We start from the raw sequence: 23375 nt of genomic DNA on the forward strand, positions 1-23375 counted from the left end.
TAACTCTTAACCTTTAACTCTTAACTCCTAACTCAAAGGATGATTTCCCTGCCGCTCTTTTCCCTGCTTACCGACGTGAACGTGCTCGCCCAGCACGGTTCCACCGACGTGCCCATCACCGGCCTCACCCTCGACTCGCGCGAAGCCGGGCCGGGCGTGGCCTTCTGCGCCCTGCGCGGCACGGCCACCGACGGCCACCGGTTCATCGAAGGCGCGGTGGCAAAAGGGCTGGCCGCCGTTATCTGCGAAGAGCTGCCGGCCGTGCTGAACCCCGCCACGACCTACGTGCTGGTAGCCGATTCGGCCGAGGCACTGGGCCATGTGGCGGCGGCGTTTCACGGCCATCCCTCGCGCCAGCTCACGCTGGTTGGCGTAACGGGTACCAACGGCAAAACCACCTGCGCCACGCTGCTGCACAAGCTATTCCGCGAGCTGGGCTACCACGCCGGCCTGCTGAGCACGGTGCAGAACCAGATTGACGAGGAAGTCATCCCGAGCACCCACACCACGCCCGATGCCATTCGGCTGAATGCGCTGCTGGCCCGCATGGTAGGGGCCGGCTGCACCCACGCCTGCATGGAGGTGAGCAGCCACGCCGTGGCGCAGCACCGCATCACGGGGCTGCGCTTCGCGGGCGGCGTCTTCACCAACCTCACCCACGACCATCTCGACTACCACGGCACGTTCGATAATTACCTGAAGGCTAAAAAGGGCTTCTTCGACGCGCTGCCCAAAACCGCCTTCGCCCTCACCAACGCCGACGACAAGCGCGGCCCGGTGATGCTGCAAAACACCGTGGCCCGCCGCGCCACCTACTCGCTGCGCGGGGCTGCCGATTTTCGCGCCAAGCTGGTGGCCAATGAAGTCCACGGCCTGCACCTCGAAGTCGACGGCCGCGAAATTCTTTTCCGTCTCATCGGCGTGTTCAATGCCTACAATTTGATGGCCGTGTACGGCGCGGCCGTGCTGCTGGGCGAGGACCCCACCGAGGTTCTCACCATCCTCTCGGGCCTGACCACCGCGCCCGGCCGCTTCGAGTCGGTGCTGTCGGGCCAGCAAAGCATCACGGGCATTATCGACTACGCCCACACGCCCGACGCGCTGGAGAACGTGCTGCAAACCCTGCACGAAATCCGCCAGCCCAGCCAGCACATCATCACGGTGGTGGGCTGCGGCGGCAACCGCGACGCGGCCAAGCGCCCCATCATGGCCAACCTGGCCGCCCGGCTTTCCAACAAAGTCATCCTCACCTCTGATAACCCCCGTTTCGAGGACCCCGCCGAAATCCTGGCCCAGATGGCGGCCGGTGTGACGGCCCCCGATTCGGCCAAAGTCCAGACCGTGCCCGACCGCCGCGCCGCCATCGAAGCCGCTGTGCGCCTGGCCGGTCCGCACGATATTGTACTGGTCGCCGGCAAGGGCCACGAAAATTATCAGGAGATTAGCGGCGTGAAAATGCCTTTTGATGACAAGCTGATTCTTGTCGAAATTTTTGCTGAGCTGAATAAATAGCGCGCCGCTTGCCGGTCCGACCGCCCTAGGCGGTCGGACCGGTTGAAGTGTGAACAATTCCCGAACGACAACCCCCGGCCATCGTTCGCCCAATAATCGGTCCGACCGCCTAGGGCGGTCGGACCGGCAGACGACATCCGCCAAGAACCGCTTACCGAATGCTTTATTACCTCTTCCGTTACCTGCACGAACATTACCACCTGGCGGGAACCGGCGTGTTCCAGTACACCACATTCCGCGCCGGGCTGGCGGTTGTCATTTCCCTGCTCATCGCCCAGATTTTCGGGCACCGCCTGATTCGGGTGCTGCAAATGAAGCAGGTGGGCGAAAGCATCCGCGACCTCGGCCTGCAAGGTCAGAACGAGAAGAAAGGTACGCCCACGATGGGCGGCCTCATCATCATTCTGGCCATTCTGGTGCCGGTTATTTTGCTGTGCCGGCTCCGCAATATCTACATCATCCTCATGATTATGAGTACGGTGTGGCTGGGTCTGATTGGCTTCCTGGACGACTACATCAAGGTGTTTCGCAAGAACAAGGAGGGGCTGAGCGGCCGCTTCAAAGTGCTGGGGCAGGTGGGCTTGGGCATCACGGTGGGCTGGGTCCTGTTCTATAGCAACGAAATCACGGTGCGCGAGTATCTGCTGCCCAACGGCACTTTTTCGGCGATTGAATCCAGTAAAGTATTCAAAGACGTGCACCTGATGATTACCACGGTGCCGTTTATGAAGAACAACGAGCTGAATTACGGCGATTTATTCGCCTCAGCGGGCACAATTTTCAACGGCCTCTACGGACTGCTCTACATCCCCATCGTCATTTTCTTGATTACGGCCGTGAGCAACGGGGCCAACATTACCGACGGCCTCGACGGGCTGGCGGCAGGCACTTCGGCCATCATCGGTATCACGCTGGCTATTTTCGCTTTCGTGAGTGGCAATGCGTTGTTGGCTGATTATCTGGATGTTATGTTCATTCCCGATTCGGGCGAGCTGGTTATTTTCTGTACGGCTTTCGTGGGAGCCTGCATTGGGTTTCTTTGGTACAATAGCTACCCGGCGCAGGTTTTTATGGGCGACACGGGCTCGCTGGCGCTGGGCGGCATCATTGCCGTGCTGGCCCTCATCGTGCGCAAAGAGCTGCTGATTCCGATTCTGTGCGGAGTGTTTCTTGTTGAGAACCTGTCGGTTATTGTGCAGGTTGGGTATTTTAAATACACCCGTAAGAAATACGGCGAGGGCCGCCGCCTGCTGCGCATGTCGCCGCTGCATCACCACTACCAAAAGCTGGGCTACCACGAGTCGAAAATCGTGTCGCGCTTCTGGATTGTCGGCATCATGCTGGCAGTTATTACCCTGGTTACCTTGAAATTGCGCTAATTATCTTTCTCGCTGAGGTTCGCGGAGCTCGTCCACTGCGAACCTCAGCGAAACCCTCAGCGGACCTCAGCGAGAAATTACTTCCCCTATGCACATTGTCATTCTAGGAGCGGCCGAAAGCGGCGTGGGCGCGGCCCTGCTGGCCCAGGCCAAAGGCCACACCGTTTTCGTGTCGGACCGCGGCCCCATCCAGCCCGATTATAAGCAGCAGCTCACCGAAGCCGGCATCGAATTCGAGGAAAACCAGCACTCGCTGGATAAAATTCTGACGGCCGATGAAGTCGTGAAAAGCCCCGGCATTCCGGAGAAAGCACCGGTTATCCAGGCGCTGCGCGAGAAGAAAACCCCGATAATCTCCGAGATTGAGCTGGCTGGCCGCTACACCAGGGCCCGGTGCATCTGTATCACGGGCACCAACGGCAAAACCACCACCACGCTGCTCATCCATCACCTGCTGAAAAGCGCGGGCCTGAATGTGGGCCTGGCCGGCAACGTAGGTTACTCGCTGGCCGAGCAGGTGATTGAGGATAAGCACGACTACTACGTGGTGGAGCTCAGTAGCTTCCAGCTCGATGATACCCACGACTTCCAGCCCTGGATTGCCATCCTGCTCAATATCACGCCCGACCATCTCGACCGCTACGGCTACTCGCTGGAGCAGTATGCGCAGGCCAAGCTGCGCATCGTGCGCAATCAGGACAGCAGCGGCACGTTCATCTATAATGCTGATGATGAGAATATTCAGCGGTACTTTAAGTCGGCGTTGCGGCCGGTGCACCAAATGCCGTTCAGCCTGCACCACCGGCCCGATATTCACCTGGCAGCCTACTACGAAACCACCGACCTGATGTGCGTGGACATGCTGCCCGGCTACTACAGCAAAACCAATAAGGTAAGCACCGCCAACTCGCTCCTCATTGGCCAGCACAACCGCCAGAACACGCTGGCCGCCGTGCTCGCCGCCCGCGTGGCTGGCCTCGAAACCGCGCAGATTGAGGCTGCCCTGGCCACCTTCCACAACGCCGACCATCGCCTGCAGTCAGTGGGCGAAATCAACGGTGTGCGCTACATCAACGACAGTAAAGCGACCAACGTGGAAGCCGCCTGGTACGCCCTCGACGGCATTCAGCAGCCTATTGTCTGGATTGCCGGCGGCACCGACAAGGGCAACGACTACAGCAGCCTGCTCAACCTGGCCGAGCACCGCGTGAAAGCCCTTGTCTGCCTTGGCGTCGACAATGCCAAGCTCCGCGCCACCTTCGACCCCATCATCCCGCATGTCGAGGAAACCCAAAGCATGGCCGATGCCGTGGCCCGTGCCACCGCCCTCGCCGCCCCCGGCGACGTCGTGCTGCTCTCGCCCTGCTGCGCCAGCTTCGACCTGTTCAAAAACTACGAAGACCGCGGCCAGCAGTTTGCGGCGGCGGTCGGGGAGCTAAGCAAATAGCACGTCATGCCGAGCGCAGCCGAGGCATCTCGCGTGCCACCACTAATCTAATCGTTGAACGATGCGAGCGAGGTGCTTCGGCTGCGCGGACGCCAGATAAAGCATGACGTTCTAAAATTACCCACCAGTTCACCACTCACCATTTTACTCATGAAAGACTGGCTGCAACGCAACCTCAAAGGCGACCCCATTCTGTGGGCCATCGTGCTGCTGTTCTCGTTCATCAGCATTGCCGTGGTGTATTCGGCCACCGGCACGCTGGCCTACAAGAAGATGAACGGCAATACCGAAGCCTTCCTCCTGAAGCACACGGGCCTGATATTGATGGGGCTGCTCTTCATGTGGCTGGCCCATCGCATCGATTACCGGCACTACTCGCGGCTGTCGCTCTACGCACTGCTGATTTCGGTGCCGCTGCTGCTGTTCACGTTTTTCATGGGCGGCGAAACTAACGGGGCCTCGCGCTGGATGACCATCCCGGTAATTAACCAGACCTTCCAGCCCTCCGATTTGGCCAAGCTGGCGCTGATTTCGCACCTGGCCAGCATGCTCAGCCGCCGCCAGCAGCACCTCGACGACTTCAAATCGACCCTGCTGCCGGTGATGCTGTGGGTGGGCACCATTTGCAGCCTCATCATTCTGAGTAATGCCTCCACGGCGCTGCTCCTGTTTGCCACCTGCATGCTGCTCATGTTCATCGGCCGGGTGCCGCTTCGGCACATGGCCGTGATGGTGGGCATTTTCGTGGTGCTGGGCGGAATTGGCCTGGCCGCCGGCCAGCGCCTGGGCACGGTGATGTCGCGCGTTACCAACTTCACCGACAAAACCAAGAAAACGCCCTTTCAGCTGGAACACAGCTACATCGCCATTGCCACGGGCGGCATCGTGGGCAAGGGCCCCGGCAAAAGCACCGAGCGCAATATCCTGCCGCACCCGTATTCCGACTTCATCTACGCCGTCATCATCGAAGAATATGGCCTGCTGGGCGGGTTCGTCATCCTGTTCCTCTACTTGGCCTTCCTCTATCGAGGGCTGAAAACGGTGATGAACAGCTACGGCGCGTTTGGCGGCCTGCTCTCGGCGGGCCTCAGTTTCAGCCTGGTTTTGCAGGCGCTGGTGAACATGGGCGTGGCCGTGGGCCTCGGGCCCATCACCGGCCTGCCGCTGCCGCTGCTGAGCATGGGCGGCACCTCGCTTATCTTCACCGGCATCAGCATCGGCATCATTTTGGCCGTGAGTCGGGGCGAACGCGAAATCCGCCCCATGACCGGCGAGCCGGAGGACACGGCCCGCATTCCCAAAGTATCGGTCAGCTACTAATGAAACCTCGGCAAGTGCTGGCCGCCGAGTACGGTGGAATAAGGTTTGAAATTGAGAATGACTCATCAGGGGTAGGGTCTTATTTGTACTGTTACCTCAACGGAAGTACTCAGTTTGATTACCTCCAAGACACCGAATTAGACGCTCAAGAATTTGCGTTGGAAATGTTTGGCGTTCCGATGACACGCTGGAAACTTGAAGAATCAAATTATATGGCTGTGAATTCAACCGAACCGTTGCGCATTATTATCAGCGGCGGCGGCACAGGCGGGCACATTTTCCCGGCCGTGGCCATCGCCAATGAAATTCGGTTTCGTTACCCCAACGCCGAAATCCTTTTCGTCGGGGCCAACGGCCGCATGGAAATGACCCGCGTGCCCGATGCCGGCTACAAAATAGTGGGCCTCGACATTACCGGCCTGCAGCGCCGCCTCACGCCCCAGAACCTGATATTTCCGTTGCGGGTAATTCGCTCGGTGCGTAAGGCCGGGAGGCTGATTGAAGAGTTCCGGCCCGATGCCGTGGTCGGGGTGGGAGGGTACGCCTCGGCCCCGGTACTGCTGGCCGCTACTTCGCGGGCCATTCCCTCGCTCATTCAGGAACAGAACTCCTACGCCGGCCTCGTGAATAAGCTGCTGGCCAAGCGCGTAAATCGTATCTGCGTGGCCTACGATGGCATGGAGAAATTCTTTCCCGCCGATAAGCTCGTGCTCACCGGCAACCCCGTCCGCACCGAAATTTCCCGCGGCGACCGCGCCGAGGCCCAACACTTCTTCGGCCTCGACCCGAACAGGAAAACCATTTTGGTTGTCGGGGGCAGCCTCGGCGCGCGCACCCTCAACCAGGCTACGGCCGCCGCGCTGCCGCGCCTGCTCGAAGCCGGCATCCAACTGCTCTGGCAAACCGGCAAGCTCTACTTCCCCGAAGCCCAGCAGCAGGCCGACCAGGCCGCCGGCCTCCACGCCCTGGAGTTCATCCAACGCATGGACCTGGCCTACGCCGCCGCCGATACCGTCATCAGCCGCGCCGGGGCGCTGTCGGTGTCCGAGCTTTGCCTCACCGGCAAGGCCAGCATCCTGGTGCCCTCGCCCAACGTAGCCGAAGACCACCAGACCAAAAACGCGCTGGCCCTGGTCAGCAAAGGTGCCGCCGTGCTCATCACCGACGAGCACGCCCCCGCCCGTCTCTACGACGAAGCCCTGCGCCTGCTCGCCGACCCCGAGCGTCAGCAGCAGCTCAGCCTGCGCGTGCATGAGCTGGCCCGCCCCGATGCAACTGTGACGATTGTGGACGAGCTATTGAAGTTAATTAATAAGTAGAACGTCATGCTGAGCGTAGCCGAAGCATCTCGCGTGCAGCAGTAACTGAATCGTTGCAACGAAGCGAGCGAGATGCCTCGGCTGCGCTCGGCATGACGTTTCGACAAAATATAAAGCAACGAATTTGAACCAGTTTCCCTACGTTTTCTTCCTCGGTATCGGTGGCATCGGCATGTCGGCCCTGGCCCGCTGGTTCCGCGCCAACGGCCACCAGGTGAGCGGCTACGATAAAACCGAAACGCCCCTCACCCGCGCCCTCACTGCCGAAGGCATTGCCATTCACTACGCCGACGCGGTAGAAAATATTCCCGCCGAAATCCGCGAAAACCGCTCCCAGACGCTGGTCATCCTCACGCCCGCCATCCCGGCCGACAGCCTGGAATGGGCCTGGCTGCGGGCCGAGGGCTACGACATCCGCAAGCGCAGCCAGGTGCTGGGCGTGCTGACGCAGGGCCGCTACACCATCGCGGTGGCCGGCACCCACGGCAAAACCACCACCAGCAGTATGGTAGCCCATCTGCTGCACCACGCCGGCCTCGATGCCGGGGCCTTCCTCGGCGGCATTTCGGTGAACCTGGGCAGCAACCTGCTACTGCCCGCTACGCCCGAAGCCCCCATCGTGGTCGAAGCCGACGAGTACGACCGCAGCTTCCTGACCCTGTTCCCCGACGTGGCCATCGTGACCAGCACCGACGCTGACCACCTCGACATCTACGGCAACCAGGCGGCTCTCATTGATTCGTTCCGTCAGTTTGTGGCCCAGATTAAGCCCGGCGGCACGCTTCTCCTCAATCATACCGCCGATACCAGCGTGGCCGCCGCCGTGCCGCCCGGCACCCGCGTCATCCGCTACGGTCTCTCGCCCGAGCAGGGCCCCGAGCTGTACGCCGCCAACATCACCGCCGCGGGCCACCGCTTCCATTTCGACCTGCATCGCCCCGAAAGCACCGTGCCTGGCCTGGAACTTGCTGTTCCCGGCTTCCACAACGTCGAAAATATGCTGGCCGCCGCCGCCGTAGCCCAATTGCAGGGAGTAGGAGAGGAGCTGCTCCGCGCCGGCGTGGCCGCCTATCGGGGCGTGAAGCGCCGGTTCGAATTCGTGGTGACCGCGCCCGAAAACGTTTATTTAGATGATTATGCCCACCATCCACGCGAAATCGAAGCCTTCCTGCGTTCGGTGCGGGCACTCTACCCGAACAAGCGCCTGCGCGTCATTTTTCAACCTCATCTGTTCACTCGAACCCGCGACTTTGCCGCCGGCTTTTCCAAGAGCTTGAGTATTGCAGATGAGGTGTTTTTGTTGGATATTTACCCCGCCCGTGAGAAGCCGCTACCCGGCATAACTGCCGAAATGCTTCTGGCTGAAATTACCGCCCCCACCAAAGCCCTCGTGACCAAAGAACAAGTCCTTGCCGCCGTCCAAACCGACACGTCTTTCGATGTGCTGGCCACGGTAGGCGCGGGGGATATTGATACGCTGGTGCCGCAGCTGAAACTGATGCTGACGGAGCGCTGGAAGTAGTCAATGAATGGCTTATAGACCGTCATGCTGAGCGCAGCTGAAGCATGACGGTCAACCCACCAATCCATAACCCCACCACTCCACCATTTGGAACGCACCGTTAGAAACTTACTTGTTGCCGCCGCCTGCCTGCTGGTGCTGGGTGCCCTCGGCGCTTTTGCCGCCGTGCGCCAGTCCAACCGCTCGGTCAATGCCGTGAAGGTGAACATTGCCAACGAGTTCGATAACTATTTTATCTCCGAGCGCGGCGTCACAGCCCTGCTCACCAAGGGTGGCAAGGAGCCCGTGTTGGGTACCCAGGCCGAGGGCCCGCGCCTGCGCGAGCTGGAGGTCCGCTTGAAGGCCCACCCCTTCGTGCGCGACGCCCAGGTGTACCGCGACCTGGCCGGCAACCTGCACGCCGACGTGCGCCAGAACCGCCCCATTGCCCGCCTCACGCACCCCGATACCCGCCTCGATACCTACGTTGATGCCGAAGGACACACCCTGCCGCTATCACCGCTGTTTACGGCCCGTGTGGCCACCGTGGCGCGGCCCGGCGGCGGCAGCCTGCCAACTGGATTTTTCCAGGATAGCACTGGGCGACGCTACCTGGAGTTTTTGCGCTACGTGGATGAGCACGAATTTTGGAAAGCGCAGGTCTCGGAGGTATTTGTTGAGCCCGGTGGTAAGATGTCGTTCACGCAGCAAGTAGGCGACCAACGTATTGAATTCGGGCTCCCCGAAAATATTTCGGAGAAATTCGCAAAGCTTATGGTATTTTACCGTCAAATTCCGTCAGTTTTGGGGTGGGACACGTACCATCGCGTAAACGTCGAATATCAAAATCAGATTATTTGCGAATAGCAATTCGCTGAAAAATAGGCCGTTAGGTCAAAAAAATTCACTTCCAACCCACTGCTTCTTCACTGCTCGCCAGCACCGCATCCTATGCAACAAGACAAAATCGTCGTCGGGCTCGACATTGGTACCACAAAAATCTGCGCCCTGGTGGGCCGCAAAAATGAGTTCGGCAAACTCGAAATCCTGGGCATGGGCAAAGCCGTTTCCGAAGGGGTTTCGCGGGGCATCGTGCTCAACATCGACAAGACCGTAGACGCCATCAAACGGGCCATTCGGCAGGCCGAAGAACAGTCCGGAATTAGCATTGGAGTGGTAAACGTCGGCATTGCCGGCCAGCACATCAAGAGCCTCCAGCACAACGGCAGCATCACGCGCAACTCGCACGACACCATCGGGCCGGATGACGTGGCGCGCCTCACGCAGGACATGTACCGCCTCGTGACCCAGCCCGGCTCCCAAATTATTCACGTGATGCCGCAGGACTACAAAGTGGACTACGAGGAAGGTATTTCCGACCCCGTGGGCTACGAAGGCGTGCGCCTGGAAGGCAACTTCCACATCATCACGGCCCAGAGCACGGCCATCAACAACATCAACAAGTGCGTGACCAAGGCCGGCCTCGAAATCGCCGACCTGATTCTCGAACCCCTCGCCAGTTCCATGTCCATCCTCTCGGAGGAGGAGAAGGAGGCCGGCGTGGCCCTGATTGACATTGGGGGCGGCACCACCGACTTGGCGGTGTTCAAGGACGGCATTATCCGCCACGCGGCGGTGCTGCCGTTCGGGGGCAATATCATCACGCAGGACATCAAAACCGGCTGCAACGTGGCTCCCGGCCAGGCCGAGCAGCTGAAGGTGAAGTTTGGCAAAGCCATTGCCCAGGAAGCCAGCGACTACGAAATCGTGAGCATTCCTGGCCTGCCCAACCGCCCGCCCAAGGAAGTTTCGCTGAAAAACCTGGCGTATATCATTGAGGCCCGCATGTCGGAAATCATGGAGCTGGTGTATGCCGAAATCTACCGCATGGGCCTGCACGACAAGCTGTCGGCGGGCATCGTGCTCACCGGTGGCGGCTCGCAGCTCCAGAATCTGGAGCAGCTCACCGAATACATCACCGGCCTCGATACTCGTATCGGCTACCCCAACCAGCACCTCGGCAAGAGCCGCATCGAAGCCGTGAAATCGCCGATGTACGCCACTACTGTGGGTCTCGTGCTGTCGGGCTACCACTCGCTCGACGAGCGGCAGGTGACGCGCCCCAGCTACGAAGAGGAGCAGGCAGCCGTGCCGTCCTACTACGCCGCCGCCGCCGCGCCCGTAGCCCAGGCCGCGCCCGCGCCGGTAGAAACCCGGGTGGCCGCTACGCCAGCGGCTCCGGCCCCCGCGCCGCAGCCTGCCAAGGCCAAGGAGCCCGGTGCCGCCAGCCGCTTCTTTAAGGACATCATCTCCCGCACCAAAGGGCTGCTGATTGACGATTACGACGATAAATCCTACTAGGAAATAATTATAAATTATAAATTATGAATTATGAATTGGCCAAATGAACCAGGTCAACCCATGATTTATAATTTATAATTCATAATTTATAATTCAAAAATATGAATTACAAATTCGATATTCCCGCCCAGAGTAAGTCCATCATCAAGGTGATTGGGGTTGGTGGCGGTGGCTCCAATGCCGTGAAGCACATGCACAAGCAGGGCATCAAGGACGTGGAGTTTATCATCTGCAACACCGACCACCAGGCGCTGCAAAGCTCCACGGTGCCCAATAAGCTGCAAATTGGCGTCGACCTCACCGAAGGTCTCGGTGCGGGTGCCAAGCCCGAGCGCGGCCGCCAGGCGGCCATCGAGAGCAAGGAGCAAATCCGCGACCTGCTGAACCAGGGCACCAAAATGCTCTTCATCACGGCCGGCATGGGCGGTGGCACCGGTACGGGTGCTGCTCCTGTGATTGCGCAGGTGGCGCAGGAACTGGGCATTCTCACGGTAGGTATCGTGACGGCCCCGTTTATGTTTGAGGGCAAGAAGAAGCGCCAGCAGGCCGAAGAGGGCATCAAGGCGCTGAGCGAGCACTGCGATACGGTGCTGGTGATTCTCAACGACAAGCTGCCGCAGATTTACGGCAACCTGACGATGGGTGCCGCCTTCGCCAAAGCCGATACCGTGCTGACCACGGCCGCTAAGTCCATCGCTGAAATCATCACCGTAACGGCCGATGTGAACGTGGACTTTGAGGACGTGAAAACGGTGATGAAGGACAGCGGGGCCGCCGTGATGGGCAGCAGCGTGACCGAAGGCGAAAACCGCGCCCGCCGCGCCGCCGAGGAAGCCCTGAACTCGCCGCTGCTCAACAATACCGACATTCACGGTGCGCAGCGCATCCTCCTCTCCATCATGTCGGGCGTCGAGCACGAGTTGGAAATGGACGAGCTGACGGAAATCACGGAGTACATCCAGGAGAAAGCCGGACAGGACGCCGAAATGATTTTCGGCCACGGCATCGACGATACGCTGGGCCAGAGCATTCGCGTGACGGTGATTGCCACGGGTTTTGCCCGCGACGCGCACTCCATCACTACGCCCACCATGGGCGCTGCTAGCACCTCGCACGAGCCAATCGGGGCCCCGGTGGCCGAAACGCCTAAGCCGGAGGCGACATCGTACACATCGGCTACTTCGGCCCCGTTCGTGCCCAGCTTTGGCGCGCCGGAGCCGGCCCGCGTGATGCACGATTTGAACGGCCCTTCGGCGCACAACGCGCCGCCGCTGGCCGGCATCCCGGCCAGCGCGCCCACGGAGCCCGTGCTCACGTCGAGTGCTGCTGCGCCTGCGCCCGCCGCCGGCCCGGATTCTCACCGTCCCCGCCCGGCCATGGATGCCCAGGCGCTGGAGCGTCGGCGCCGCTTGCAGGAGCTGAGCAACGGCCTGCCGCCCGAGGCGGTGAGCCAATATGATACGCCCGCCTACCTGCGCCGCCAGGTGAAGCTGGAGAACGTGGAGCCTAGCTCGGCCCAGAATATCTCTCGCTTCAACTTGTCGGATGATAATGAGTTGCTGGGCGATAACCGGTTTCTGCACGATAATGTGGACTAGGTAATTGGTCGAATGTCAATAAAAAGGCCGCCGCTGAAATTTCAGCGGCGGCCTTTTTATTGGTGTTAAATAGCCAAGCAGAAGCACTCGTAAGTACTTAATTATTGCTTTTAAGCACTGGGCGTGGCGTAGAAATCGAAGTGCTTGTATTTCAGCATTTCCTCCTTGCGCTTGATGGTGATGATTTCCGTGGTAGCGACAAAGTCGGTGAAATAGAACAGCGAATATCCCAGGGATTCCAGCAGGTTGAACTGCTCGAATTTCTCCTCGTCGGAATTCTTGCCGAAGCATTCGGAGATGATGACGGGCTTGTATGTATTTGGTGATGAGGCTGGAAATGGAGCGGATAATTTCCTTGTCGTAGCCTTCGGTATCGATTTTAATCAGCGTGAGCTTTTGGAGGAAATCGGGGTATTGTTTTTCCAGAAAGCCTTCGAGATACTCTACCCTACTATTTTTCAGGTACAAAAACGGGGCAGCCCGACCTTTGGGGTTACGACACCACCAAAAACCCGTTCTGCCCCGTGAAGCAACACTTCGCCGCTAAAATTACGACGCTTTTGCAGCAGGCCCCGTTTGTGGGCCACTTGTCCCGCCAAAAGTTTGTGGGCCAGTTTATTCTTGGCCTGATAAAGAGCCGCAACGTGCAATTCGGCGAGGTGGCCCAGCACCTCAATGACGCGGCCAAGCCCGCCTCGAACGAAACGCGCATTCAGGACTTTTTCCGCGAAGTAGACCTCAATTACGTACTGGTGGCCAGGATTTTACTGAGTTTGTTGCCTGCGCAGGGCAAGCTGCGCTTATGCCTCGACCGCACGGAGTGGGACTTCGGCCAGTGCCAAGTGAACATCCTGCTCGTCACCGTCGGCACGGGCGAGGTCCACGTGCCCCTTTATTGGCACCTGCTCGACAACCGCAGCGGCAACTCCAACGCCGCCGACCGCATCGCGGTGCTCGAAAAGTGCCTGGCCTTGCTGGGCAAAGACCGCATCGGCCTGGTCGTGGGCGACCGGGAATTTGTCGGCCATGCGTGGTTCAAGTGGCTCAAAGACAATGGGCTTAATTTTGTCATGCGCCTGCCCAAGCACCACTGCCTGACCCACGCCGACGGCCGGCGGCAGGCCGTGGCCGACCTGGGCCTGGTGCCGGGGCAGGTGCGCCGCTTCGCCCACGTGCAGGTCGACGGAGTCTGGGGGCAGGTCTGGGTCAAGGCCGTGGCGGCGGACGCGTTTGTCTTCCTGTTTGCCACGGCCGGTCTGAACCACCTCGAGCAACTCTATGCCAAGCGCTGGACGATTGAGCAATGCTTTCAAAATCTGAAAGGGCGGGGCTTTAACCTGGAAGCCACCCACTTGCGCTGTTTCCAAAAGCTGCGCAAGCTCGTGGCCCTGGTCAGCCTGGCCTACGCGTTTTGTCTGGGCGTGGGCGCGGCCGCCCACGGCGGCCGCCAGCCCATTGCCCGCAAAAACCACGGCTACCGGGCCGCCAGCCTGAGCCGCCACGGCCTCAATCTGCTCCGCCAACTCGCCCGCCCGCTGACCCTGCCCGAGGACCCATTGGCCCGCTTGGTTGAAACGCTACTGAACTGGATTACGAGGCAACTTGCTAAAAATCAATTACTAAAAATAGTAGGGTAGAGTACCTTCGAGATTAACGCCCTTTATCTTGGTGCTGAGGGAGTATTTGCCGTGTTTATTCGTTGGTGTTTTGGAGATGCCGCCGTTGTTGAAGGAAGCTTCGGAGGAGTTGTAGTAGAATTCGTCGTCCTGCTCGGAAATGGCCAGGTTGTGGGCTCCGATGCGAACCAGCTCGGGGTTGAGCGCGGCGTTGCGTTGCAGAATTTCGAAGACATAGAGATTGGGGTCGAAGCCGAGGGTGAGGCCAGTGGGGCCGGTGGACAGGGCTATCTGCACGGTGGTGTGGCCGATGTTGGCCCCTATGTCGATGGCGAAGTCGCTGGGGTGGAGAAATTTCTTGAAAAAGTCGACCGTTTCTTTGGTGAATACCTTCTTCTCAACCAGCGGATTTTCCCAGTTGGCAAACTGCACCTGCCCGCTGCCGGTGCCGGGAATGGTGAACGTGTCGAGCACCATCGGGTGCTTTTGGGTGATGCGGCGGGCCATTTTCCGCTTGAAGGAATTGATGAGATAGTTGAGTGTAGTAGTAGGAAATGGGCGGTGGAAGCGGAGAATAAGGCCGGGGCGCTGGGTTGGCAGGCCAAATGCAGGAGGTTTTGTCGGGCCTTTTCGGGATGGCAACTGGCCAAAATGGAAGGCTGGAACCGGATAATTAAACGAAATACCGCCCGAAAAATGCGCGCTGAAGCGCTGGGCTATTAGTGAAGCTGTTTAGAAAGTCGGTCTGGCGATATATAGACACAAAGTGCGTCGCTACGCCTTCAATCGTAAGCCAGCCGGTTTTTCCAATGGTTGAGCGGGGTTTCGAGCCAGTGCCAGGAAGCGGCGGCCAGCAGCAGCATGGCGGGCAGTAGCAGCATCACCGTTGGCAGGGGGCTGAGCCAGAAACTACGGGTTTCGGGGGCGGCAAACAGGTGATAAATGGCCCGCTGGTAAAATACCGGCAGCATCAGGTGGTAGAGGTAGCAGCCGTAGCTGCGCTGGCCCACCCAGCGCAGGGCGGTGAGCACGGGCTTTTCGTGGGCGGGGCGTGTGGCCTGATGCACGGCCCAGTTGAGGGTGATTACGGCGGGCACGCAACCGGCGCTGCCATAGATGAGCAGCCAGACGTAGTGCAGTTCCGTGAGGTAGAGGATGCCCCAAAGGGCGCTCCAGGCCAGCCAGGACAGCGCTACCCAGCGGAAATGGGCAAACCGCCGCACCACCGGCAGCTGCTCGACGTGGCGCAGAATGGCTCCGGCCGCGAATAAATCGAGGCAGCCGGGAAGCAGCGCAAAAGCCAGCTTGGGCCGTACCCAGGTGCTCCAGGCAATGCGAAAAATCAGGCCACAGGCGGCTACCAGCAGCAGCCAGCGCGTTCGCTTGGGCACCACGGCCAGCAGCACCGGCCACAGCAGGTAAAACTGCTCATCGACGGCCATGGTCCAGTAGTGGCCCACGCCTTCGCCCCAGTGCTGCAACCGGTAGAACAGGAGGTTGGAAACCGGCACCAGAAACCAGCCGGGGTATTGGTGCAGCGTGACGAGCGGCAGCGCAAACCCCAGCGCCACCGACATATAGTAGGGGGGGAGGGTACGTATCAGGCGCCGGAGGAAAAATACGCCCAGCCGCCGCTCCCAGCGCCCGGGCGCGCCCACATACACCTCCTTTTTCCAGACGATACCCGAAATAAAATAGCCGCTCAGCACAAAAAACGTCATGCTGCCCATCAGGCTCATGGGGAAGGATGGCAGCGTCCAGTGGCCCACCACGACCAGCAGAATGGCCACGGCGCGCACGGCATCCAGCCCGGGACGGTAGGCAAGGGGGCGGGCGGGAGAGGACATGGCGGAGGAGGGAGGTTGATGGAGGGGGCCTGTCATGCTGAACGCAGTGAAGCATCTAGTGTAATCGTCCAATGACTTTTACCCAGATGCTTCACTGCGTTCAGCATGACAAACAGCCTTAGCCCACGGTGTGGTACACGGCCTGCACGTCCTCGTCGTCTTCAAACTTCTCGATGATGGTCATGATTTCCTCCAGCTGCTCGTCGTTGAGGGCAACGGTGGTGTTGGGCACGCGCTGCAGATTCACGCTTACTGCGTGGCGGCCCTGGGCTTCGAGGGCTTTCTGCATCTGGCCGAAATCGGTGAAGGCAGTCTCGACCACGATGAACTTGTGCTCGGCGCCGTGCTCGTCTTCCTCGGTGGTTTCGTACACGTCTTCGGCACCGAAGTCAATCAGCTCCAGCTCCAGCTCGTCGCGGTCGAGGCCCTCGGCGGCCAGCTTGAACACGCCCTTGCGGGTGAAAGTGTAGTCGCTGCTGCCGGCGGTGCCCAGGGTGCCGTCGTTGCGGTTGAAGATGAGGCGCACGTTGCTTACCGTGCGGGTAGGGTTGTCGGTGGCTGTTTCGATGACGATGGCCACGCCGTGGGGCAGGTAGCCTTCGTACACCACTTCGGCGTAATCTTTTTCCTCCTTGCTGCTGGCGCGCTTGATGGCGGCTTCTACCCGGTCCTTGGGCATATTCACGCCCTTGGCGTTTTGCATGGCGGCGCGCAGGCGGGCGTTGGAATCGGGGTTGGGGCCGTTTTCCTTCACGGCCATCACGATTTCCTTGCCGATACGGGTAAAGTCCTTCGACATTTTATCCCACCGCTTCATTTTGCGGCCTTTGCGAAATTCGAATGCGCGTCCCATTTGCTGTGACTGAGTAACTGAATGAATGAGTGTTGGGGGTGCGAAGCCGTAGCTGCGCGGGCTTCGCCGAAACCTATCCCGGCGAAACGGGCCGCAAGTTAGCCAGAAGGCGCGGGGGGAGCCAAATGCGCGGGGTGCGATTGGCTTCAGGGGCGGCGCTTGCCGTGGGCTTTGGGGCGCGGAATGGGGGCGGGGGCAATTGGCTCCGTCGCCTCCAGCTCGTACACGCCCCGGTTGCCGGTCGGGTAGCCGAGGATGGTGATGGTGAGGTGCCGGGTGGCGGGGTCGAAGCGGAAGGTGCCGCGCTGCACATCGGCCCCCTTTTTATCCTCAAAGGCGAAGCTGATGCTGTCGTCGGCCAGCGTGAAGGTGCCATCCTGCCGGAACAGCATCGGGCCATCATTGCCGGGGATGGTGAGGCGTTTTTCGTAGGTGCCGGCCGGGCGCAACGTGAGCGTGCCACTCACGCCGCCTACCAGGGTGGGCGGGTCGAGGCTGGTGGTATCGTACACGGTATAAGCCGTGTAGCGATAGGTGGTGTAGAACGTGGGCGGAGACAATATGGCGGCCGGGGCCGGAGCCTGCGCCTGCGCTGGCAACGTTAGGAGCAGCCCAGTGGCAACGAGAAGCGGGTGCAGTGAGAAACGGAAAAGCATGGCGGCGGGGAAATAAGCAGCGTCCGAAAACGGAGGCCGAAGGTAGGAGCGAATGGGGTTTGGGCGGGCGGAGTGCTGTGGGCACTGGCAAAGACAGTGCCCGGGCGCGTTGCCAAGCCGGCCCATGCCGCAAACGGCACGGAGCACTGCTTTTGGCTTTATGCCAACGTTTCTCCGCGACCTCATCCGCCCCGCCGCCGAGCTGCCCAAAGCCGACGTGTGCCTCGTGGGCCTGCCCCTCGATTTCGGTACGGTGCTGGAAGGTGGACGGGCCGGTGCGGCTGGTGCGCCCGCCGCCATTCGGCGCGAGCTGCGCCGCTACCACAAAACCTATAATCTGGAGCACGACATAAGCCTTGATAATCTGCGTATTGCCGATGCCGGTAATCTCGGCCTGCGCCACCCCGAGCACGCCCAAAACCATGCCCACATCCGGGAGCGGCTGGGCCAGCTGCTGCGCCAGTACCCGCGCGTAGTGGTGCTGGGCGGCTCGCACGATGGGACCTACTCCACGGTGCGCGGCCTGTTTGATGCCAATTAGGGGCGGCCGGTGGGCGGCATCAACTTCGATGCTCACGCCGACGTGAAGGACAAGCCCGAAATCAGCAGCGGCACGCCGTTTGGGCGGCTGCTGCGGGAGGGGTTTTTATCGGGTGAGCGGTTCACGGAAATCGGCCTGCATTCCAACCTGAATACCCGGGAAGATATTGCATTTCTGCACCAGCAGCAGGCCCATATTGTGCCGCTGGCCCATGTGCAAGAGGCTGGCATGGAACTGTATGTCAGCCGCGCCCTGGCCCGCGCCACTGCCGCCGGGCCCGCCTTCGTGAGCTTCGATATTGATGGCTGCGCCGAGGCCTTTGCCCCGGCCGTATCGGCCCCGAGCGCCGACGGATTCACACCCCGCCAGGCAGTGGAAGCTGCGTTTCTGGCGGGCCAAAAAGAAGCGTTCCGGCTGTTCGAAATCGTCGAGCTAAACCCGCTCTACGACCGAGACAACCAGACCGCCCGCTTAGCCGCCAATCATCACCGCCTATCTGACAGGAGTGGCGAGGGGAGAGTTGAGGGTTAGGAGTTAAGAGTTGATAGTTAGGAGTTGCAAATGAGCTTTCCTAACCCCTAACCCCTAACCCCTAACCCCTAACTATCAACTCCCCACCCCGCTCCGGTAGAGTGGTGGTGGGGGGGGCGGCTGGTGCTTGCCGGATTTTTTGGCCGCTTTGTAGGCCTTCTTATAGGCTTTCGACTTCTTGATTTTGCGCCGGCCGCCGGTGAGTAGCCAGGCCGCGCCGGCTGCCAACAGGCTCCCGCCGATGATAGCGGCCTGTATTAGCAGCTTGTCTTTGGGGGCGGGTGGGAGGTGCTCTACGCCGCTGGCATCGGTGCGGGCGGGCTCGTGCACGTAGCGGCCGTGGGCGGGCACGGGGTAATTATCGGCTAGCTGGTGCAGGCCGGCGGCTGCCTCCGAGCCGATGATAACCGGGCCGTGGCCGCAGCCAATGGCCTTGGGCTCCAGCGCGGCCAGGGTTTGAACCGAGGTGCGGGCCGCCTCCCAATCGTAGTTGAACGGCGTGCCGGCCCGGCTGATTTTGGGAATGCCGAGCAATACGGCCGGTATAGAGTCGTGGTGCGTGGTGGCGAAGGCATCGGCCCCAATCAACACGCGGTCGGCTTCGCGGAAGAAGGCCAGCTGGCCGGGGGCGTGGCCGGGCACGTGTAGCCACTGCCAGGCCATGAGGTGGGGCGTGCTGGGGTCGTCGGGGTCGAGGGCCTGCACCCGGTTGCCGAGGTTGGGCAGCTGGGTGGGTAAGAAGCGGCTCATGAAGGCCAGTGAGCCGCCCACGGTGGGGTCGCGGGGCGGGTAGAGGGCCTGGGCCGGTCAGGTAGGGTAGCTCCAGCGGGTGCACGATGACGGGCACGTTCCAGTGGTCGGCCAGCTCTTTGGCCGCGCCCATATGGTCGAGGTGGCCGTGGGTGAGAATGATGGCCTCGGGGTGGGAGCCCGGGTAGAACAGCTTATGGGCGGCGGCGAGAATGGCTTTCTTGCTGTTGGGCAGGCCGGTATCAATCAGCACTCATTCGTCGGGGGTGTCGGTTTCGACGAAGTAAACATTGACGAAGCGCTGAATGCGCAGCTGCGTGACGCCGGCGGCTAGGGTATCCATAGGGCATGAAAAGGGTTGGTGGAACAAATCTGTACGCAGATTTGGCCGGCGAGATGCTCTTTATTCCACTTTGGCCCCCGGCGAATCGTGCCCGCCCTGGTGCAGAATCAGCTTCTCGACCGTCCCGCTGGCGTTTTTCACGAATTCAACTTCGGCCGGTACGCCTTGTACCGTGAAGCGGGTAGGGGCCGTGGCCACCAGCGAAAACGGCGGCTGCCCGGTGGCCTGGGCCGAGAGCTGGCTGCCTTCGGCCTTCACGGTAATGAAAAACGTGGGCGACAGCTGGTATTTGCCCACGTAGGGTGCTACCGTGGCGGCGTCCACGGCTATGGGTTTGGGGGCCGGGGGTCCCGGTTTGGGGCCGGTGGTGGGGCGGTGGTAGAGTACGCGCAACAGGTCCAGACTCACTTCCTGTACGGCCGGGCCGCCCTCATTATCAAGCACTACCACCAGATTGTGTTCTTTGGGCGTGCGCAGCAGGTAGGTGCCAAAGCCGTTGACGTGGCCGCTGTGGCCCAGCAGCGCCACCGTGTCCGGGCCGATTACGGCCTTTGAGTTGGTCCAGGCGTAGGCGTAGTTTTTTTTATAGGCTTTGAACACCAGGGCTTTGCCGGCTTCGGATAGCAGCTGCGTGGTGTACAGCGCCTGGTCCCACTTATAGAGGTCGAGTACGGTGGAGTAGAGCGAGCCAGCCGCGTAGGGTACTGCCATATCGAGGTAGGAAGTATTGTAAATACCGGTTGGGCTGTGGTCGTAGCCGCTGGCGCGCCTGGGCAGGATGATATCGGATTGGTCGTAGCCGGTGTCCTGCATGTGTAGCGGCTGCAGGATGTTTTCAGTCAGCACCTGGGCGTAGGGCTTGCCCGTTACTTTCTCAATAATGGCCCCGAGCAGGAAATAGCCGGAATTACTGTACCGAAATGCCGTGCCCGGCTCAAAATCGAGCGGTAGCCCGGCAAACGTGCGGACGAAGGCCGCCGGCGTAGTAGGCAGTATGCTGAGGGCCTTAAAAACCAGGCTGGGCCGTGTAGTTCGGGATGCCCGAGGTGTGGGTGAGCAGGTGGTGCAGCGTGATTTTATCGCCGGCAGCTTTGGGGTAATCGGGCAGGTAGGTGCTGATGGGGGCATCGAGCCGGAGCTGGCCTTTTTCGACCAGCTGCATCACCAGCATCGAGGTGAACTGCTTGGTGAGCGAGCCCAGCCGGAACTTGGTATCAGCAGCGTTGGGCTGGTTCCACTCGCGGTTGGCAAGGCCGTAGCCTTTGGCAAACACGACTTTGCCGTGCTCGGCCACCAGCACCGTGCCGTTGAGCTGGCCGGCTTTGGCATATTGCGTGGCCAGCGCATCGAGCTGTTTGGAAACGTTCTGGGCCTGAGTGGCCGGCACCTGGAGCAGCAGCGAAGCCGCGAGAAACGAGCAGAAAAAAGGGGTTTTTCATGAAAGGAGGCGGAAATATGGTGAGCGGAAAAATTATGGGACAGCAGCAATCTGGCGGCAGATTCCTGGCGTTAGCCGTCGTCGGAGTGGGCGATGGGGCCGTCGCCGGGCACGTATTCCAGCAGGTCGCCGGGCTGGCAGTCCAGCGCCTGGCAAATGGCTTCGAGGGTGGAGAAGCGCATGGCCTTGGCCTTGTCGCTTTTGAGAATGGAGAGGTTGGCCAGGGTGATGTCGACGGCGGCGGCCAGGGCGCTGAGCGACATTTTGCGCCGGGCCAGCATAACGTCGAGGCGAACGATGATGGGCATGGTAGTCAGGGATTAAGTAGGTAGTCAGTAATAAGTAGTCAGATTTCAGCTATCGAAGCTGTTTAGAAAGTCCCCGAACGGTCATGCTGCGCTGCGCGCTGCATGACCGTTTGAGTACCTTTTGTGACTTTCTAAACAACTCCATCTAAAAATCAGTCAATTGATTTCTGTCTGACTACCGATTACTGACTACTTGATAAGAAAATAAAGGTGGCCTCAGACCGTGAATTCGGCGTCTTCGGCCAGCTCCACGCCGCGCTGATAGCCGGCGGCTACCATCGGCAGCATCAGCCCAATGAGCCAGTTGGCCACCAGCGAAGCGCCGAAGGGCGACACCGGTTGCAGGCCCGCCAGCCCGGCCGGAGCCACGGCGGCCAGCTGCCGGGTCAGCCACCAGGTCAGGGTCTAGTGGTATACGTCGCAGCCAATCAGCAGCAGGCCAAGCCCGCGCAGTCGGCGCACGTTGGCCGGCGTGAAGGGCACTCCCGGCCGGATATCGCTCATAATCCGGTACACCAGCAGGCAAAAGAGCATGGTCGTCAGCACGTAAGGCACCGACTGTGGGCGCGAGGAAATGAGGCGTAGCGCAGGAGCTTGAGCAGGAAAATGGTGGAGCGGGTCATTGCAGTAAGGCTGGGTCTGGGGCGGGTGAAAGCGTGAGGCAAAAGAAGGAGATATTTATTGAATAACAATAAATATTATCTGTTTTAAGGAAAATTATTTTTGTTTATCAATCTAATGCCCCCCCTTTGGATAGCATCCTCGAAACCTCGCTCTAAAAAAAGCAGAGCCGTGTAACGAATCAGCTCCAACTTGGTAACCCTCCCATGTCTACTCCCGGCATCTGCTCATTCCACTTCTCAAACCATTAACTCCTTGCCCCATGAAAACCCCGCTTTCCACGTTGGCCCTGCTGGCTGCCGCCCTCAGCACCCAGGCCCAGACGGCCCCCAAGCCCACCTTCAAAACTACCTGCGATAACAATAGCTCCTGGAGCAACGGCAAGGCCCTGAAGTAATTATGCGAAACCCGCGACCTGGCCATGGTCGCCCCCGCCGGCCAGCCCCTCACCGTGAGCGCCGACCCCAACGGCGGCATCACCGTGCACGGCTGGGACGGGCCCAATGTCCGTATCCGCGCCAAAATTCAAACTTGGTCGAATACCGAAGCCGAGGCTGCCGCCCGGGCCCGGCGCCTGGTTGTGAGCGCCAGTAATAATAGTGTGCGCACTACCGACCCCGAAAAGGAAAACAACTGGAGCGTGAGCTATGAAATCTTCGTGCCCCGCACTACTGCGCTGGCCATCAATACGGTGAATGGTGGCATCAGCCTCGATAACCTTCAGGCGGCTATCACCTTCGAAACCACTAACGGCGGCGTGAACCTCGCCAATCTGGGCGGCCACGTAAAGGGCGAAACCACCAACGGCGGCGTCAATATCACGCTCAGCGGCAGCAAGTGGGAGGGCAAGGGCCTCGACGTGGCCACTACCAACGGCGGCATTCGCTGGAAACTGCCCCGTACGTATTCGGCCCAGCTCTTCACCAGTACCGACATGGGGGGCATCCGCACCAGCCTGCCGGTCATAAAATCGGGCATGTTTCACAAGGAAGGGACGGCCAGCCTAGGCCAGGGTGGTGCCACCGTGAAGGCCGTGACCACGAACGGCGGCATTGATGTGAGCCAGGAACGGGATTAGTCGCGGCCGGTTGACCCGTAAAAAAAGAACGTCATGCCGAGCGTAGTCGAGGCATGACGTTCTTTTTTTGTTCTACGGAATCAACACCCGCAGCTGAAATCCGGATAATCCGCATACAGCGGCGCGGGCGTATCATCGAGTCGGATAATGTGGTCGAGCCGGATTTCCTCGCCCGATTTCAGCTGCATAAACTCCACTTTGTCGCGCACGAAAAAGGTGTGAATCACGCCCGAGCCCAGGCAGAGCTGGCGCAGGTCGTTGAAGTATTGCAGGGCTACGCGGCGGTGCTGGGTAGCGGCGGCTTCGAGCAGGTCGTAGAAATGGCAGTCGATGGGCGTGTAGTCGGGGCTCATGGG

At 60.2% G+C, this 23375-nt stretch carries 25 protein-coding genes and 2 pseudogenes; 15 read left to right on the top strand and 12 right to left on the bottom strand.

Going from position 1 to position 23375, the window contains the following annotated elements; all coding sequences use genetic code 11:
- Positions 1-39 precede the first annotated feature (39 nt).
- The 12 genes from KQ659_RS08580 to KQ659_RS08635 all read left to right on the top strand — a co-directional run bounded on the left by KQ659_RS08580 (position 40) and on the right by KQ659_RS08635 (position 14074).
- Positions 40-1512 carry a UDP-N-acetylmuramoyl-L-alanyl-D-glutamate--2,6-diaminopimelate ligase gene (locus tag KQ659_RS08580; RefSeq protein WP_216689165.1) on the top strand — a complete coding sequence of 491 codons (1473 nt, stop codon included), beginning with the start codon at positions 40-42 and terminating at the stop codon, positions 1510-1512.
- Between the two features lie 158 nt (positions 1513-1670).
- Positions 1671-2891: a phospho-N-acetylmuramoyl-pentapeptide-transferase gene (gene mraY / locus KQ659_RS08585; RefSeq protein WP_216689164.1), complete on the top strand. Its 1221-nt coding sequence runs from the start codon at positions 1671-1673 to the stop codon at positions 2889-2891.
- 88 nt (positions 2892-2979) lie between these two features.
- On the top strand, positions 2980-4338 hold the full coding sequence (gene murD / locus KQ659_RS08590; RefSeq protein ID WP_216689163.1) for a UDP-N-acetylmuramoyl-L-alanine--D-glutamate ligase: 1359 nt from the start codon (positions 2980-2982) through the stop codon (positions 4336-4338).
- A gap of 150 nt (positions 4339-4488) precedes the next feature.
- Positions 4489-5658: an FtsW/RodA/SpoVE family cell cycle protein gene (locus KQ659_RS08595; RefSeq protein ID WP_168674032.1), complete on the top strand. Its 1170-nt coding sequence runs from the start codon at positions 4489-4491 to the stop codon at positions 5656-5658.
- Between the two features lie 212 nt (positions 5659-5870).
- Entirely contained in the window at positions 5871-6977 is a 1107-nt protein-coding gene (gene murG, locus KQ659_RS08600) for an undecaprenyldiphospho-muramoylpentapeptide beta-N-acetylglucosaminyltransferase (protein WP_216689162.1), read from the top strand.
- Positions 6978-7101: 124 nt separating this feature from the next.
- Positions 7102-8499, top strand: coding sequence for a UDP-N-acetylmuramate--L-alanine ligase (gene murC, locus KQ659_RS08605; RefSeq protein ID WP_216689161.1), 1398 nt, complete (start codon positions 7102-7104; stop codon positions 8497-8499).
- Positions 8500-8586: 87 nt separating this feature from the next.
- The gene (locus KQ659_RS08610) at positions 8587-9345 is read left to right on the top strand and encodes a cell division protein FtsQ/DivIB (RefSeq protein ID WP_216689160.1); all 759 of its coding nucleotides are present in this window, start codon (positions 8587-8589) and stop codon (positions 9343-9345) included.
- An 84-nt stretch (positions 9346-9429) separates the two neighbouring features.
- Positions 9430-10839 (top strand): cell division protein FtsA, encoded by a 1410-nt coding sequence (ftsA, locus tag KQ659_RS08615; RefSeq protein WP_216689159.1) that lies wholly within the window; start codon positions 9430-9432, stop codon positions 10837-10839.
- Positions 10840-10940: 101 nt separating this feature from the next.
- Complete coding sequence (gene ftsZ, locus KQ659_RS08620) at positions 10941-12437, top strand: cell division protein FtsZ (protein ID WP_216689158.1); 1497 nt, start codon at positions 10941-10943, stop codon at positions 12435-12437.
- A 104-nt stretch (positions 12438-12541) separates the two neighbouring features.
- Entirely contained in the window at positions 12542-12763 is a 222-nt protein-coding gene (locus KQ659_RS08625; protein WP_226929899.1) for a hypothetical protein, read from the top strand.
- The gene (locus KQ659_RS08630) at positions 12735-12965 is read left to right on the top strand and encodes a hypothetical protein (RefSeq protein ID WP_226929900.1); all 231 of its coding nucleotides are present in this window, start codon (positions 12735-12737) and stop codon (positions 12963-12965) included. The genes KQ659_RS08625 and KQ659_RS08630 overlap by 29 nt, the downstream gene beginning before the upstream one ends.
- On the top strand, positions 12962-14074 hold the full coding sequence (locus KQ659_RS08635) for an IS4 family transposase (protein ID WP_216688119.1): 1113 nt from the start codon (positions 12962-12964) through the stop codon (positions 14072-14074). Before KQ659_RS08630 ends, KQ659_RS08635 begins: the two co-directional genes overlap by 4 nt.
- Here the strand turns inward: KQ659_RS08635 and KQ659_RS08640 are convergent.
- The 4 genes from KQ659_RS08640 to KQ659_RS08655 all read right to left on the bottom strand — a co-directional run bounded on the left by KQ659_RS08640 (position 14057) and on the right by KQ659_RS08655 (position 17409).
- Entirely contained in the window at positions 14057-14560 is a 504-nt protein-coding gene (locus KQ659_RS08640) for an FkbM family methyltransferase (protein WP_216689156.1), read from the bottom strand. The two genes, KQ659_RS08635 and KQ659_RS08640, sit on opposite strands and share 18 nt — an antisense overlap.
- 275 nt (positions 14561-14835) lie before the next feature.
- Positions 14836-15900, bottom strand: a complete 1065-nt coding sequence (locus KQ659_RS08645) for an acyltransferase family protein (protein ID WP_216689155.1) — start codon at positions 15898-15900, stop codon at positions 14836-14838.
- Positions 15901-16018: 118 nt separating this feature from the next.
- Positions 16019-16753 carry a YebC/PmpR family DNA-binding transcriptional regulator gene (locus KQ659_RS08650; RefSeq protein ID WP_216689154.1) on the bottom strand — a complete coding sequence of 245 codons (735 nt, stop codon included), beginning with the start codon at positions 16751-16753 and terminating at the stop codon, positions 16019-16021.
- A 146-nt stretch (positions 16754-16899) separates the two neighbouring features.
- The gene (locus tag KQ659_RS08655) at positions 16900-17409 is read right to left on the bottom strand and encodes a hypothetical protein (RefSeq protein WP_216689153.1); all 510 of its coding nucleotides are present in this window, start codon (positions 17407-17409) and stop codon (positions 16900-16902) included.
- Between the two features lie 160 nt (positions 17410-17569).
- Between KQ659_RS08655 and KQ659_RS08660 the strand changes: the two are divergent.
- Positions 17570-18481 (top strand): annotated as a pseudogene (locus tag KQ659_RS08660) (arginase family protein).
- Positions 18482-18556: 75 nt separating this feature from the next.
- On the opposite strand, the gene KQ659_RS08665 reads toward KQ659_RS08660, so the two are convergent.
- From KQ659_RS08665 to KQ659_RS08690, 7 genes and pseudogenes are all read right to left on the bottom strand, one after another.
- Positions 18557-19231 carry an MBL fold metallo-hydrolase gene (locus tag KQ659_RS08665; RefSeq protein WP_216689150.1) on the bottom strand — a complete coding sequence of 225 codons (675 nt, stop codon included), beginning with the start codon at positions 19229-19231 and terminating at the stop codon, positions 18557-18559.
- Positions 19232-19244: 13 nt separating this feature from the next.
- A pseudogene (locus KQ659_RS22090) lies at positions 19245-19484 on the bottom strand (MBL fold metallo-hydrolase); the annotation flags it as partial.
- 150 nt (positions 19485-19634) lie between these two features.
- A complete protein-coding gene (locus KQ659_RS21440; RefSeq protein ID WP_332875082.1) occupies positions 19635-20675 on the bottom strand; it encodes a serine hydrolase in 1041 nt (346 codons plus the stop codon).
- The gene (locus KQ659_RS21445; RefSeq protein WP_317197786.1) at positions 20581-20961 is read right to left on the bottom strand and encodes a serine hydrolase domain-containing protein; all 381 of its coding nucleotides are present in this window, start codon (positions 20959-20961) and stop codon (positions 20581-20583) included. Before KQ659_RS21445 ends, KQ659_RS21440 begins: the two co-directional genes overlap by 95 nt.
- A gap of 122 nt (positions 20962-21083) precedes the next feature.
- Positions 21084-21320, bottom strand: a complete 237-nt coding sequence (locus KQ659_RS08680; protein WP_216689148.1) for a helix-turn-helix domain-containing protein — start codon at positions 21318-21320, stop codon at positions 21084-21086.
- Positions 21321-21536: 216 nt separating this feature from the next.
- Positions 21537-21689: a hypothetical protein gene (locus KQ659_RS08685; RefSeq protein WP_216689147.1), complete on the bottom strand. Its 153-nt coding sequence runs from the start codon at positions 21687-21689 to the stop codon at positions 21537-21539.
- 36 nt (positions 21690-21725) lie between these two features.
- Entirely contained in the window at positions 21726-21875 is a 150-nt protein-coding gene (locus tag KQ659_RS08690; protein ID WP_216689146.1) for a hypothetical protein, read from the bottom strand.
- Positions 21876-22203: 328 nt separating this feature from the next.
- Between KQ659_RS08690 and KQ659_RS21450 the strand changes: the two genes are divergently transcribed.
- Both KQ659_RS21450 and KQ659_RS08695 read left to right on the top strand, forming a co-directional pair.
- A complete protein-coding gene (locus KQ659_RS21450) occupies positions 22204-22338 on the top strand; it encodes a hypothetical protein (RefSeq protein ID WP_262905485.1) in 135 nt (44 codons plus the stop codon).
- Between the two features lie 24 nt (positions 22339-22362).
- Positions 22363-23019, top strand: a complete 657-nt coding sequence (locus KQ659_RS08695; RefSeq protein WP_216689145.1) for a DUF4097 family beta strand repeat-containing protein — start codon at positions 22363-22365, stop codon at positions 23017-23019.
- A gap of 80 nt (positions 23020-23099) precedes the next feature.
- On the opposite strand, the gene KQ659_RS08700 is transcribed toward KQ659_RS08695, so the two are convergent.
- Positions 23100-23372 (bottom strand): hypothetical protein, encoded by a 273-nt coding sequence (locus KQ659_RS08700; RefSeq protein WP_216689144.1) that lies wholly within the window; start codon positions 23370-23372, stop codon positions 23100-23102.
- Positions 23373-23375: the final 3 nt, after the last annotated feature.

This window comes from Hymenobacter siberiensis (assembly GCF_018967865.2).
GTDB classification, from domain to species: Bacteria; Bacteroidota; Bacteroidia; order Cytophagales; family Hymenobacteraceae; genus Hymenobacter; species Hymenobacter siberiensis.